The organism is Streptomyces sp. NPDC005728 (genome assembly GCF_040630895.1).
In the GTDB taxonomy this organism is placed as follows: Bacteria; Actinomycetota; Actinomycetes; order Streptomycetales; family Streptomycetaceae; genus Streptomyces.
In genome coordinates this window covers 35,061-47,987 of sequence record NZ_JBEXYL010000010.1, presented here as the reverse complement: position 1 = coordinate 47,987, position 12,927 = coordinate 35,061, and the positions used below count along the sequence as shown (strand labels likewise).

Sequence of the window (12,927 nt, the reverse complement as noted above, 5' to 3'; positions counted from 1 at the left end):
GTACGTAGGGGAAACTGGGTCCATGACTGCGACGGAGACCACGGTCGGCATCGGCGGCGCCGCCGAGAGCACCGACATGGTGCTCAACATCGGGCCCCAGCATCCGTCCACGCACGGTGTGCTGCGGCTCAAGCTCGTGCTGGACGGGGAGCGCATCCTGCATGCGGAGCCGGTGATCGGCTACATGCACCGGGGTGCGGAGAAGCTCTTCGAGGCGCGCGACTACCGGCAGATCATCATGCTCGCCAACCGGCACGACTGGCTGTCGGCGTTCTCGAACGAGCTGGGCGTGGTCCTCGCCGTGGAGCGGATGCTCGGCATGGAGGTCCCCGAGCGCGCGGTGTGGACCCGCACGCTGCTCGCCGAGCTGAACCGGCTGCTGAACCATCTGATGTTCCTCGGGTCGTACCCGCTGGAGCTGGGCGGGATCACGCCGGTCTTCTACGCGTTCCGGGAGCGTGAGGTGCTCCAGAACGTCATGGAGGAGGTCTCCGGCGGGCGGATGCACTACATGTTCAACCGCGTCGGCGGCCTCAAGGAGGACCTGCCGGCCGGGTGGACAGCGCGCGCGCGTGCCGCTGTCGCCGCTGTCCGCTCGCGCATGGACGTCTTCGACGACCTGGTGCTCGGCAACGAGATCTTCCGGGGGCGTACGCGGGGCGTGGGGGTGCTCGCGCCGGAGATCGTGCACGCCTACGGCGTGAGCGGGCCCATCGCGCGCGCCTCGGGTGTCGACTTCGACCTGCGCCGCGACGAGCCGTACCTGGCGTACACCGAGCTCCAGGACACGCTGAAGGTGGTGTCCCGCAGCGAGGGCGACTGCCTCGCCCGCTTCGAGTGCCTGCTGGAGCAGGCCCACAACACGCTGGACCTCGCCGACGCCTGCCTCGACCGGATCGCCGAGCTGCCGCCCGGTCCGATCAACCAGCGCCTGCCCAAGGTGCTGAAGGCGCCCGAGGGACACACGTACGCGTGGACCGAGAACCCGCTCGGGATCAACGGTTACTACCTGGTCAGCAAGGGCGACAAGACCCCGTACCGGCTGAAGCTGCGCTCGGCGTCGTACAACAACATCCAGGCGCTGACCGAGCTGCTGCCGGGGACGCTGGTGGCGGACATGGTGGCGATCCTCGGGTCGATGTTCTTCGTGGTCGGGGACATCGACAAGTAGGGCGGCCGACCCTAGGGCCTGTCCGGCTGGAGCGGGTCCGGGATGCCGACCGGCTGGAGGAGCCAGCCGAAGTCTCCGAGGCCGCCCGGGGCGGTGAGTTCGGCGGCTTCGCCGGCGCTCGCGAGGGCGCGTACGTAGGCCGAGGGGTCTGTGGAGGCCAGTGCGAGCGGGGGGCGTGCGCTGGTGAGGTCCAGGGCGCGCAGGGCGGCGCGTTGCGTGAGCAGGCGCGCGGGTGGGGGCATGCGCGCCGGACCGGTGGGCGTGCGCGCCGCATCAGGGGGCGTGTGCGCCGTGCGGGCCGCTGTGCGTTCCGCCGTGTGCGCCGCCGCGCACGCGTCCAGCGCGACGTGCGCCGTGATGTCGCACGAGCCGTCCGGCACGGGCGCCGTCTCGCGCCCCTCCCGGAAGCCGGTGAGAGTCCCGAACGGGGGGCGCGCGTCCGCGGTGTGTGCGTAGTCCACGGCCACCGCGAGCCCGCGGGCTACCCGGTCCACCGCCGTCGCCCACGCCAAGTCCCTGGGCCGCCCGATCTCCGCGCGCAGCCCCTCCTCGGCCGGCAGCGGCCACCACCGCGCCAGCCAGTCCGCGTCCGCGCCCCTCACCGGCTCCCCGAGCCGCTCGGTGCCGTCCGCCGCGACCAGCACCAGCCGGGGCACGCCCGCCGGGTCCACCTCGGCGACGTCCACGGGCACGTTGTCCAGCCACTCGTTCGCGAACAGCAGCCCGGTGACCGTCTCCGGGGGGTCGCTCAGCCAGGTGATCCGCTCGTCCAGGCCCGCCGGACGGCCGGCGATCTCGACGGCGTACCCGCGCGCGCGGGCGGCCACACCGGCCGGCAGGGCGGCGAGCACACCGGTGACCAGTTCCCCGCGCCCGGCGCCCATGTCGACGAAATCCAGCGCCGGGGGCCGCCCGAGGGCCTCGTCGACCCGGCACAGCAGCCGGGTCACGGCCTGTGCGAACAGCGGGGACGCGTGCACGGAGGTACGGAAGTGCCCGGCCGGGCCCTCGGGCCGCCGGTAGAAGCCGTCCGGGCCGTAGAGCGCCTCCTGGGCCGCCTCCCGCCAGCCCCGTCCCTCGGGGGACTTCTCCGCCGTCGCCTCATCCGTCACCGGGACAGACTAGGCGCACAGGTGATCACTGCCTCCACCTTGCGGAGTATGCGGCCCGGGTGCGGATCGGCCCTCCGGTTGACCCCTGCACGCATCTCGTTTACCTACTCTGGGTTACGTGCAGCGCCTCTATGACTTCCTCCGCAGGCACCCGACGTGGGTCGACAGCTTCTGGGCCGTCGTCCTCTTCGGGCTCTCCAGCGTGAGCGTGGTGAGTCTTGAGGGGGCGCCCGACCACCACATGCCGCTCGGCGGCGGGCTGGCCGTGTCCGTCGTCCTGTCCGTCGTCGTCGCGCTGCGCCGCCGTTACCCGGAACTGATGCTGCTGCTGGCGCTCGGGACCGGGCTGGCCCAGCTGGTCCTGAACATCGAGACGACCGTCGCCGACTTCGCCATGCTGGTGATCACCTACACGGTCGCCATGGTCGGCGCGCGCTGGGCGTCGCGGCTGGCGCTCGCGGTGAGCCTGGGCGCGGCGACCCTGTCACAGCTGCGCTGGCCGGAACATCAGACGAGCTTCCTGGGCCAGGTGGCGCTCGCGGTGTTCCAGACGGTGCCCTTCGCCCTCGCCTGGGTGCTCGGCGACTCCATGCGCACCCGCCGCGCCTACTTCGCCGAGCTGGAGGAGCGCGCCGCCCGCCTGGAGAAGGAGCGCGAGGCGCAGGCCAAGGTGGCGGTCGCCGCCGAGCGCGCCCGGATCGCGCGCGAGCTGCACGACGTCGTCGCGCACAACGTGTCGGTGATGGTGGTCCAGGCCGATGGCGCCGCCTACGTCCTCGACGCGGCCCCCGACCAGGCGAAGAAGGCCCTGGAGACGATCTCCTCCACCGGCCGCCAGGCCCTCGCCGAGATGCGCCGCCTGCTCGGCGTGCTGCGCACCGGCGAGCACCAGGAGAGCGGCGAGTACGTCCCGCAGCCGGACGTCGAGCAGATCGACGACCTCATCGAGCAGTGCCGCAGGTCCGGCCTGCCCGTCGACTTCAAGGTCGAGGGCACCCCGCGCCCGCTGCCCAGCGGGGTGGAGCTGACCGCGTACCGCATCGTGCAGGAGGCGCTCACCAACACGCGCAAGCACGGCGGGCCCAACACGGGTGCGAGCGTGCGGCTGGTCTACTTCGACGACGGGCTCGGTCTGCTCGTCGAGGACGACGGCAAGGGAGCCCCGCACGAGCTGTACGAGGAAGGCGGAGCCGATGGTCAGGGGCACGGTCTGATCGGCATGCGCGAGCGGGTCGGCATGGTCGGCGGCACCCTGGACGCGGGCCCGCGCCCGGGCGGAGGATTCCGCATCAGCGCGCTGCTCCCGCTGAAACCGGCGCACTGACGCCTCCGCACGCCCCCTGTTGACACCTGTAACACCCTTGCCGACGGCAACCGAAGCCGGCAGAGACGGCAACCGAAGAGACGGAAGAGGACCCGATGGCGATCCGCGTGATGCTCGTCGACGACCAGGTGCTGCTGCGCACCGGGTTCCGGATGGTGCTCGCCGCCCAGCCGGACATGGAGGTCGTCGCGGAGGCGGGCGACGGCGTCGAGGCCCTTCAGGTGGTGCGCTCCACCGCCGTCGACGTCGTCCTGATGGACGTCCGCATGCCGAAGCTGGACGGCGTGGAGGCCACCCGTCGGATCTGCGCCGAGCCCAACCCGCCGAAGGTGCTGATCCTGACCACCTTCGACCTGGACGAGTACGCCTTCTCCGGACTGAAGGCAGGCGCCTCCGGCTTCATGCTCAAGGACGTGCCGCCCGGCGAGCTGCTGGCGGCCATCCGCGCCGTGCACAGCGGCGACGCGGTGGTGGCGCCCTCCACCACGCGGCGCCTGCTGGACCGGTTCGCGCCGATGCTGCCCTCCGCCGGCAAGGAGCCCCAGCACAAGGAGCTGGAGCGGCTCACCGATCGGGAGCGCGAGGTCATGGTGCTGGTCGCGCAGGGCCTGTCGAACGGCGAGATCGCGGCCCGGCTGGTGCTGTCCGAGGCGACGGTGAAGACCCACGTGGGTCGCATCCTGACCAAGCTCGGCCTGCGCGACCGGGTGCAGGTCGTGGTGCTGGCGTACGAGACCGGGCTGGTGCGGGCCGGCGGTCACGGCTGACGCCGGACCACCGCGCTCCCGGTCCGCGGGCCTCGGCGGCTCAGCGCAGGACGCCCTCGATGAAGTCGCTGCCCAGGCGGGCCACCGCGGACAGGTCCAGCTGGTGCTGGACGTACCGGCCGCGGCGGCCGCTGGTGATCAGACCCGCCTTCTTCAGCACCGCCAGGTGCCGGGATATCTCGGGGGCGGACATGCCGTGCGCGTCCGCCAGCTCGCTGGTGGTGTGCTCGGCGCGGGCCAGATGGCGGCACAGCCGCATCCTCACCGGGTGGGCCAGCGCCTCCATGCGGCGCGTGAGCTGCTCGACGGAGGGCGCCTGCGGGCGGGGGCCGCTCGCGGGATAGGTGATCGTGGGCTGCCAGCCGTACCGGTGCAGGACCATCACGTGGGGCCAGCCGAGGCTGGTCGGCACCAGGACGAGGCCGCCGTCTCCGGTGGCCGTGTGGCCCACCAGGAGTTTGTCGACCGTGATGAGCCCGGCCCCCTCGTCCAGCGAGACGGCACCGGAGAGCGAGGCGAGGGCCTCGCCGAGGCCCTTGCGGCGCAGCAGTTCGGTCTTGTGCCGGGCGTCCGCCGCGAGTTGGGGCTGGAGCCGGGCCCAGGTGTCGGCGAAGAAGGCCTCGTCGCAGTCGAGCATGAGCTGCCGGAACCAGGCGCGGACGGCCGGCGGGTCCTCCAGGAGCCTGAGGGTGACCCGCTCCTGGACGGCACCGCGCGCGGCGGCCAGCTCCAGGGAGCGTCTGCGCAGCTCCGGGTCGTCGAGCGGGCCGGGCACGTCGGTGTCGTAGTAGCGCAGCTGGCAGGTGAACTCCAGGGCCGCGTGGACGAACTGCTCGTCCGTCAGCTCGTCCAGCTGGTCCAGTTCCTCGGCGAGGGTGGCGCCCGGTTGCGCGCGCCCGCCGGGGATCCCGGCGAACGGGGCGAAGACGTCGGAGAACGTCGTGCGCCACAGGAAGTCCGCCTCGCACAGCCGGTCGGCCAGGCCCGGGTCCAGCCGGGTCGACACCGCGGTCGCCCAGCCCTGCAGCTGAGGGTGGTGGCCGGGCTCGCTGAGCGCGTGCAGAGCCATTCCCAGCTCCGCCAGTGGTGAGGGCACGACGGAAATCCGCTCCGGCGGCAGTCCGGCGATGTCGATGGTCACGCTCATGCCCCCATGGTGCACCCGGCCACTGACAGCGGCCCGTGGATTGACGGCGGCCGTCAATCCACGGGACATCTGCTCTGAGCAGGAGCAATCTGAGAACACCGGGGCAGCCGCGGAGCCCGATCCATCACCGATCAGCCACGTCCCGAGAGGGCGATCCGCCATGAGCATCACCCAGCAGTACCAACTCGACGTCTACCGCGCCCGCCTGCACGGCGAGCCCGAACCGCCCGCGCCGGGCCTGCACGACGCCGACCTGTTGCGCGAGCTGCGCGACTACCGCCGCTTTCGCGCGGTCGTCGCCGAACGCCCCGCGCGCGGGCGGCTCCGCCAGGTCCTGCAACGCTGGCTGCGCCCCCGCGCGCTGTAGCGGGCACCGTTGCCGTGAGCCGGCATGATCGATCCCCGTCGGCCGGAGCCGGCCTGATCCGCCGGGCAGGCCTCAGTCCCTGCCGGGCAGTCGGCTCGCGAAGTCCGCGACGGCCGCCCGGACGTCGTCGGCCGTCCAGTCCAGGCCCGCGGAGCGGATGCCGACCTCGGTATACGCCAGGCCGGGCGCAGGGCCGTCCCAGCCGTTGGCGAAGAGCATCACCGACGTCTCCTCGGCCTGGCGCACCGCCGCCTCCGCCAGCACCTCGGGCTCGTACGGCAGCCAGACCTGGAACTCCTGGGTGTGCGGCACCTCGGGGTGCACGCGCGCCCACGGCAGCCCGGCCTCGGCGAACCCCTCGCGCAGCGCGGCGGCGACCACGCGCGCGTGGCGCACGTAATCGGGCAGCCGGGGCAGCTCCCGCTCCAGGCCGACGAGCGCGGACAGCACGGTCGGGAACTGCTGGAAGATCATGCCGCCGTAGCGGTGCCGCCAGGTCCGTGCCTCCTCGATCAGGGTCGTCGGGCCGGCCAGAGCGGCGCCGCCGAAGCCGCCGAGGGACTTGTAGAACGACACGTAGACGCTGTCCGCCAGGCCCGCGATCTCGTCCAGGGGGCGGTCGAGGTGGACGGTGCACTCCCACAGGCGTGCGCCGTCGAAGTGCACCACCGCGTCGCGCTCCCGCGCCGCCTCCACGACGTCGGTCAGCTCCTCCCAGGTGGGCAGCACGAAACCGGCGTCCCTCAGGGGAAGTTCCAGCATCAGCGCCCCGAAGGGTTCCGGGAAGTTGCGTATCTCGTCGGCCGTGGGCAGCCGGGGCTCGCCGGTCACCCGGACCGGACGCAGACCGCTGACCTGGCTGAACGCATGCCGTTCGTGCACCTCGGGGTGGGCCAGGGCGTGCAGGGCCACCGTGGGGTTGCCGGTGCGGGCCGCCCAGCAGCGCAGGGCCACCTGCTGGGCCATCGTGCCCGTCGGGAAGAACGCGGCGGCCTCGGTGCCGAGCAGAGCGGCGACCCGCTCCTCCAGGGCGGCCACGATCCGGTCGCCGTAGACGTCCGTCGGCTCGTCCAGGTCGTACACCTCGGGGGCCGCCTCCTGGAGCAGCGCAAGCCGTTCGCGGATCGTGCCCCGCCAGCCCGCGCGCGAAAGGGCCCGCCGCGCCTCCAGTTGGGCGGTCCTGCGCCGCTTGCGCAACAGCTCCGCCGCCGACCGTTCCCCGCCCTGCCCAGCTGTATCAGTCATGCCGTGGATCATGCCCCGCCCGCCTGCGCGCGGGCGCGGAATTTCCCTGCGGCGGGGGCGTGGCGAAACCCACAGCCTGTGGACAACCGGTCGCCGCCCGACCCGATAGCGTTAACATGACGAGAAATCGTCCGGTACCCAGAGCGGACTGGAACGGGAAGGCCGCTGTCGCGTGAGTACAGTCCACCAGCCAGATCTCAAGGACCGCCCCGCGCGGCTCACCGTCGGCGTCGTCGGCGCCGGACGCGTGGGCCCCGCCCTGGCCGCGTCCCTCCAGCTCGCCGGACACCGCCCGGTGGCCGTCTCCGGGGTCTCGGACGCCTCCCGCAGGCGTGCCGAGACGCTGCTCCCCGACGTGCCTCTGGTGCCGCCCGCCGAGGTCCTCCAGCGCGCAGACCTCGTCCTGCTCACCGTCCCCGACGACGCCCTGCCCGGCCTGGTCACCGGCCTCGCCGAGACCGGCGCCGTACGGCCGGGACAACTGCTCGTGCACACCTCCGGGCGGTACGGCGCGAAGGTGCTCGACCCCGCCACGCGCGCGGGCGCGCTGCCGCTGGCGCTGCACCCGGCGATGACCTTCACCGGCACCCCGGTGGACGTCCAGCGCCTGGCGGGCTGTTCCTTCGGCGTCACCGCGCCCGAGGAACTGCGCCTGGCCGCCGAGGCCCTGGTCATCGAGATGGGCGGCGAGCCCGAGTGGATCAGCGAGCAGAACCGCCCGCTGTACCACGCGGCCCTCGCCCTCGGAGCCAACCACCTGGTGACCCTGGTCGCCCAGTCCATGGAGCTGCTGCGCACGGCCGGCGTCGAGGCCCCCGACCGGATGCTCGGCCCGCTGCTCGGCGCCGCTCTGGACAACGCGCTGCGCTCCGGCGACGCGGCGCTCACCGGACCGGTCGCGCGCGGGGACGCCGGTACGGTCGCCGCGCACGTCACCGAGCTGCGCAGGCACGCCCCGCAGACCGTCGCCGGCTATCTGGCGATGGCCCGCGCGACCGCCGACCGGGCCCTCGCCCACGGCCTGCTGAAGCCGGAACTCGCCGAGGACCTGCTCGGCGTGCTGGCCGACGGAGCCACCGGCACGAACGGCATCAACGGTACGAACGGCACCGAGGGGAACGCCTGATGACCACCGCCCTGCTGAGCACCGCCGAAGAGCTGCACGCGCGCGTGCGCCACGGCCGCCGCGCCGTGGTGATGACCATGGGAGCCCTGCACGAGGGCCACGCCACGCTGATCCGCACCGCCCGCGAGATCGCCGGCCCGGGCGGCGAGGTCGTCGTCACCGTCTTCGTCAACCCGCTGCAGTTCGGCGCCGGCGAGGACCTGGACCGCTATCCGCGCACCCTCGAGGCCGACCTGAAGCTCGCCGAACAGGCGGGCGCCGACGTCGTGTTCGCGCCCTCCGTGGACGAGGTGTACCCGGGCGGCGAACCCCAGGTGCGGATCTCCGCGGGCCCCATGGGCGAGCGCCTGGAGGGCGCGGCACGGCCCGGGCACTTCGACGGCGTGCTCACCGTCGTCGCCAAGCTGCTGCACCTCAGCCGCCCCGACGTGGCCCTGTTCGGGCAGAAGGACGCCCAGCAACTGGCCCTGATCCGGCGCATGGCGCGGGACCTGAACTTCGGCATCGACATCGTCGCCGTACCGACCGTGCGCGAGGACGACGGGCTCGCCCTGTCCAGCCGAAACCGCTACCTCTCGCCGGAGGAGCGACGCACCGCGCTCGCCCTGTCCCACGCCCTGTTCGCCGGCGGCGACCGGCACGCCGCGCAGGAGGCGCTGCGCGCGCGGGCCCGCGAAGTGCCCTCCACGCACGCGCGCGCCGAGGCGCTGAGCGCCATAGGGGAGTCCCGCGCGGCGGCCGACGCGCACGCCGTGGCCACGGCCGTGCCCGGCGGCCCGGCGGCCGTACGCGCGGCCGCCCGCCAGGCACTGGACGAGGCCGCCCGCTTCGACCCGCCGCTCCGGCTGGACTACCTCGCTCTGGTGGACCCGTCCGACTTCACCGAGATCGGCGACGACTTCACCGGCGAGGCCGTCCTCGCCGTGGCCGCCCGGGTCGGCACCACCCGGCTGATCGACAACCTCCCTCTCACCTTCGGATCCCTCGGAGCCGCCTCGTGACCAGGACAGGCATACGACTGCACGCGCCCGCCCCCGGGTGGTCCATCTCCGCGGACGTGATCGTCGTCGGCTCCGGAGTGGCCGGCCTGACCGCCGCGCTGCGCTGCGAGGCCGCCGGCCTGACGACGGTCGTCGTCACCAAGGCCCGCCTGGACGACGGCTCCACACGCTGGGCGCAGGGCGGCATCGCGGCCGCCCTCGGCGAGGGCGACACCCCGGAGCAGCACCTCGAGGACACCCTGGTGGCGGGTGCGGGCCTGTGCGACGAGGACGCCGTACGGATCCTCGTCACCGAGGGTCCGGACGCCGTACGGCGGCTGATCTCCACCGGCGCCCACTTCGACACCGACGAGGAGGGCGACATCCAGCTCACCCGCGAGGGCGGCCACCACCGGCGCCGTATCGCGCACGCGGGCGGGGACGCGACCGGCGCGGAGATCTCCCGGGCCCTCGTGGAGGCCGCACGCGCGCGTGGGGTGCGCATGATCGAGAACGCGCTGGTCCTGGACCTGCTCACGGACGCCGACGGCAGCACCGCGGGCGTCACCCTGCACGTGATGGGCGAGGGCCAGCACGACGGCGTGGGCGCCGTGCACGCCCCCACGGTCGTCCTCGCGACCGGCGGCATGGGCCAGGTGTTCTCCGCGACCACCAACCCGTCCGTGTCGACCGGCGACGGCGTGGCGCTGGCGCTGCGTGCGGGCGCGGAGGTCAGCGACCTCGAGTTCGTGCAGTTCCACCCGACCGTGCTCTTCCTCGGCGCGGACGCCGAGGGCCAGCAGCCGCTCGTCTCCGAGGCGGTGCGCGGCGAGGGCGCCCACCTGGTCGACGGGGACGGCGTGCGCTTCATGGTCGGGCAGCACGAGCTGGCCGAGCTGGCGCCCCGGGACATCGTCGCCAAGGGCATCATGCGGCGGATGCAGGAGCAGGACGCCGAGCACATGTTCCTCGACGCCCGGCACTTCGGCGCCGACATGTGGGAGCACCGCTTCCCGACCATCCTGGCCGCCTGCCGCGCCAACGGCATCGACCCGGTCACCGGGCCCATCCCGATCGCCCCGGCCGCCCACTACGCCTCCGGCGGCGTGCGCACCGACGCGCGCGGACGTACGACCGTCCCCGGCCTGTACGCGTGCGGCGAGGTCGCCTGCACCGGCGTGCACGGCGCCAACCGGCTCGCCTCCAACTCCCTCCTCGAAGGCCTGGTCTACGCCGAGCGCATCGCCGCGGACATCGTGGCGGCCCATGCCGGAGACGGCCTCCACGCGCGCGTGCCCGAGCCGGTCCCGCACCCCGAGAAGCCGGCGTACCCGCTGCTCGTCCCGGAGGCCCGGTTCGCCGTCCAGCGGATCATGACCGAGGGTGCGGGCGTGCTCCGCTCGGCGGACTCCCTGGAGAAGGCCGCGGACCAGCTCCAGCGGCTGCACAGCGAGGCCCGCGACGCCCTGGAGGAAAACGGCAAGACCGCCGAGCCGGGCGTCGACACCTGGGAGGCCACCAACCTCCTGTGCGTGGCCCGCGTCCTGGTCGCCGCCGCCCGGCTGCGCGAGGAGACCCGCGGTTGCCACTGGCGCGAGGACCGCGCCGAGCGCGACGACACGAACTGGCGGCGTCACATCGTCGTACGGCTCAATCCCGACCGGTCGCTGGCCGTACGGACCACGGACACCGCAGACTTCCCCCCGACCCGGCCTTCCCGCCACCACCAGCGCCCCCAGGAGCAGTGAACACGTGAGCACCGACGACCTTCCCCTCGCCCCGACCGGCGGCTGCGGTGACGGCTGCGCCTGCGGCGCCGAGGGTGACGAGGAGTACCTGGAGAGCGGGCTCGACCCCGCGCTCGCCGAGCTGCTGGCCGCTGCCGGGCTCGACCCCATCGAGGTCGAGGACGTCGCCAATGTCGCCATCCAGGAAGACCTGGACGGCGGCGTGGACGTGACGACCGTCGCGACCATCCCCGAGGACGCCGTGGCCACCGGCGACTTCACCGCGCGTGAGGCCGGTGTGGTGGCGGGCCTGCGGGTGGCCGAGGCCGTGCTCTCCGTGGTCTGCACGGACGAGTTCGAGGTCGAGCGGCACGTCGAGGACGGCGACCGCGTCGAGGCCGGGCAGAAGCTGCTGTCGGTCACCACGCGCACGCGTGACCTGCTCACCGCCGAGCGCAGCGCCCTCAACCTCATGTGCCGCCTGTCCGGCATCGCGACCGCCACGCGCGCGTGGTCGGACGTGCTGGAAGGCACCGAGACACGGGTGCGGGACACCCGCAAGACCACGCCGGGGCTGCGCTCCCTGGAGAAGTTCGCGGTGCGCTGCGGCGGCGGCGTCAACCACCGCATGTCGCTCTCCGACGCGGCCCTGGTGAAGGACAACCATGTGGTGGCCGCCGGTGGCGTCGCGCAGGCCTTCAAGGCCGTACGGGAGGCCTTCCCGGAGGTGCCGATCGAGGTCGAGGTCGACACCCTGCACCAGCTGCGCGAGGTCGTCGACGCGGGCGCCGACCTGATCCTGCTGGACAACTTCACGCCCGGGGAGTGCGCGGAGGCCGTCGGGATCGTCGGCGGGCGGGCCCTGCTGGAGGCCTCCGGGCGGCTCACGCTCGACATCGCGCGCGCGTACGCCGACACCGGCGTGGACTACCTGGCCGTCGGCGCCCTCACCCACTCCTCGCCGATCCTCGACATCGGCCTGGACCTGCGCGAGGCGGAGTAACGGCCATGCTGCTCACGATCGACGTCGGTAACACGCACACCGTGCTCGGCCTGTTCGACGGCGAGGACATCGTCGAGCACTGGCGCATCTCCACGGACGCGCGCCGCACGGCGGACGAGCTGGCGGTGCTGCTCCAGGGCCTGATGGGCATGCACCCGCTGCTCGGCGAGGAGCTGGGCGACGGCATCGACGGCATCGCGATCTGCGCGACCGTGCCGTCGGTGCTGCACGAGCTGCGCGAGGTCACCCGGCGTTACTACGGCGACGTGCCCGCGGTGCTGGTCGAGCCCGGTGTGAAGACCGGCGTGCCGATCCAGTTCGACAACCCCAAGGAGGTCGGCGCCGACCGCATCATCAACGCGGTCGCGGCGAACGAGCTGTACGGCGGTCCGGCGATCGTCGTCGACTTCGGCACGGCGACCACGTTCGACGCGCTCTCCGCGCGCGGGGAGTACGTCGGCGGGGTCATCGCCCCCGGCATCGAGATCTCGGTCGAGGCCCTCGGAATCAGGGCCGCGCAGCTGCGGAAGATCGAGGTGGCCCGGCCCCGGAACGTGATCGGTAAGAACACCGTCGAGGCCATGCAGTCGGGCGTCGTGTACGGCTTCGCCGGGCAGGTCGACGGAGTGGTGAACCGGATGGCCCGGGAGCTGGCCGACGACCCCGACGACGTCACGGTGATCGCCACGGGCGGCCTTGCGCCGGTGGTGCTGGGCGAGTCCTCGGTGATCGACGAGCACCAGCCGTGGCTGACCCTGATCGGTCTGCGCCTGGTGTACGAGCGCAACGTGTCGCGGATGTGAGGACCGGCGCCCGCACCGGGCGCCGGTGAGCGCGGTCCACGCGCGCGTGACCCCGGTCGGGGGAAACCTGGCAGCGACACGCGCCGACATCCCATTCCGATTCGTCGCTTTTGTCTGATTAGCGGTAGCGTCGCCGCATGCCCACGCCATACGGA

Annotated in this window: 12 protein-coding genes; 9 read left to right on the top strand and 3 right to left on the bottom strand. The window is 73.1% G+C overall.

All coding sequences use genetic code 11. The features are described 5' to 3' along the window. The first annotated feature begins 22 nt into the window (after window positions 1–22). On the top strand, window positions 23–1,171 hold the full coding sequence (locus ABZ471_RS10035) for an NADH-quinone oxidoreductase subunit D (protein ID WP_359064419.1): 1,149 nt from the start codon (window positions 23–25) through the stop codon (window positions 1,169–1,171). Window positions 1,172–1,182: 11 nt separating this feature from the next. Here the strand turns inward: ABZ471_RS10035 and ABZ471_RS10030 are convergent, their stop codons facing one another. Further along, window positions 1,183–2,283, bottom strand: a complete 1,101-nt coding sequence (locus ABZ471_RS10030) for an SAM-dependent methyltransferase (protein WP_359064417.1) — start codon at window positions 2,281–2,283, stop codon at window positions 1,183–1,185. 118 nt (window positions 2,284–2,401) lie between these two features. Between ABZ471_RS10030 and ABZ471_RS10025 the strand changes: the two genes are divergently transcribed. Both ABZ471_RS10025 and ABZ471_RS10020 read left to right on the top strand, forming a co-directional pair. Further along, complete coding sequence (locus ABZ471_RS10025) at window positions 2,402–3,607, top strand: sensor histidine kinase (protein WP_359064415.1); 1,206 nt, start codon at window positions 2,402–2,404, stop codon at window positions 3,605–3,607. 95 nt (window positions 3,608–3,702) lie between these two features. Then, window positions 3,703–4,374 carry a response regulator transcription factor gene (locus tag ABZ471_RS10020; protein ID WP_359064413.1) on the top strand — a complete coding sequence of 224 codons (672 nt, stop codon included), beginning with the start codon at window positions 3,703–3,705 and terminating at the stop codon, window positions 4,372–4,374. 40 nt (window positions 4,375–4,414) lie between these two features. Here ABZ471_RS10020 and ABZ471_RS10015 read toward each other — a convergent pair whose 3' ends face one another. Continuing rightward, window positions 4,415–5,521 carry a DUF5937 family protein gene (locus ABZ471_RS10015; RefSeq protein WP_359064411.1) on the bottom strand — a complete coding sequence of 369 codons (1,107 nt, stop codon included), beginning with the start codon at window positions 5,519–5,521 and terminating at the stop codon, window positions 4,415–4,417. A 160-nt stretch (window positions 5,522–5,681) separates the two neighbouring features. Here ABZ471_RS10015 and ABZ471_RS10010 point away from each other — a divergent pair, with 160 nt between their 5' ends. Beyond that, entirely contained in the window at window positions 5,682–5,888 is a 207-nt protein-coding gene (locus ABZ471_RS10010) for a hypothetical protein (RefSeq protein ID WP_359064409.1), read from the top strand. 72 nt (window positions 5,889–5,960) lie between these two features. Here ABZ471_RS10010 and ABZ471_RS10005 read toward each other — a convergent pair whose 3' ends face one another. Next, complete coding sequence (locus tag ABZ471_RS10005; protein ID WP_359064407.1) at window positions 5,961–7,133, bottom strand: beta-eliminating lyase-related protein; 1,173 nt, start codon at window positions 7,131–7,133, stop codon at window positions 5,961–5,963. 172 nt (window positions 7,134–7,305) lie between these two features. Here ABZ471_RS10005 and ABZ471_RS10000 point away from each other — a divergent pair, with 172 nt between their 5' ends. The 5 genes from ABZ471_RS10000 to ABZ471_RS09980 are packed head-to-tail and all read left to right on the top strand — an operon-like array spanning window position 7,306 to window position 12,772. Next, complete coding sequence (locus ABZ471_RS10000; protein ID WP_359064405.1) at window positions 7,306–8,259, top strand: DUF2520 domain-containing protein; 954 nt, start codon at window positions 7,306–7,308, stop codon at window positions 8,257–8,259. After that, complete coding sequence (gene panC / locus ABZ471_RS09995) at window positions 8,259–9,260, top strand: pantoate--beta-alanine ligase (RefSeq protein ID WP_359064403.1); 1,002 nt, start codon at window positions 8,259–8,261, stop codon at window positions 9,258–9,260. Before ABZ471_RS10000 ends, panC begins: the two co-directional genes overlap by 1 nt. Next, complete coding sequence (locus tag ABZ471_RS09990) at window positions 9,257–10,987, top strand: L-aspartate oxidase (protein WP_359064401.1); 1,731 nt, start codon at window positions 9,257–9,259, stop codon at window positions 10,985–10,987. The genes panC and ABZ471_RS09990 overlap by 4 nt, the downstream gene beginning before the upstream one ends. A 4-nt stretch (window positions 10,988–10,991) precedes the next feature. Then, a complete protein-coding gene (gene nadC, locus ABZ471_RS09985) occupies window positions 10,992–11,969 on the top strand; it encodes a carboxylating nicotinate-nucleotide diphosphorylase (protein ID WP_359064399.1) in 978 nt (325 codons plus the stop codon). Window positions 11,970–11,974: 5 nt separating this feature from the next. Further along, window positions 11,975–12,772 (top strand): type III pantothenate kinase, encoded by a 798-nt coding sequence (locus ABZ471_RS09980; RefSeq protein ID WP_359064397.1) that lies wholly within the window; start codon window positions 11,975–11,977, stop codon window positions 12,770–12,772. Window positions 12,773–12,927: the final 155 nt, after the last annotated feature.

Coding starts and splice junctions, on each gene's coding strand:
- panC (WP_359064403.1), top strand. CDS start 8,259: ATGACCACCGCCCTGCTGAGCACCGCCGAAGAGCTGCACGCGCGCGTG.
- ABZ471_RS10010 (WP_359064409.1), top strand. CDS start 5,682: ATGAGCATCACCCAGCAGTACCAACTCGACGTCTACCGCGCCCGCCTG.
- ABZ471_RS10020 (WP_359064413.1), top strand. CDS start 3,703: ATGGCGATCCGCGTGATGCTCGTCGACGACCAGGTGCTGCTGCGCACC.
- ABZ471_RS09980 (WP_359064397.1), top strand. CDS start 11,975: ATGCTGCTCACGATCGACGTCGGTAACACGCACACCGTGCTCGGCCTG.
- ABZ471_RS10005 (WP_359064407.1), bottom strand. CDS start 7,133: ATGACTGATACAGCTGGGCAGGGCGGGGAACGGTCGGCGGCGGAGCTG.
- ABZ471_RS10035 (WP_359064419.1), top strand. CDS start 23: ATGACTGCGACGGAGACCACGGTCGGCATCGGCGGCGCCGCCGAGAGC.
- ABZ471_RS10015 (WP_359064411.1), bottom strand. CDS start 5,521: ATGAGCGTGACCATCGACATCGCCGGACTGCCGCCGGAGCGGATTTCC.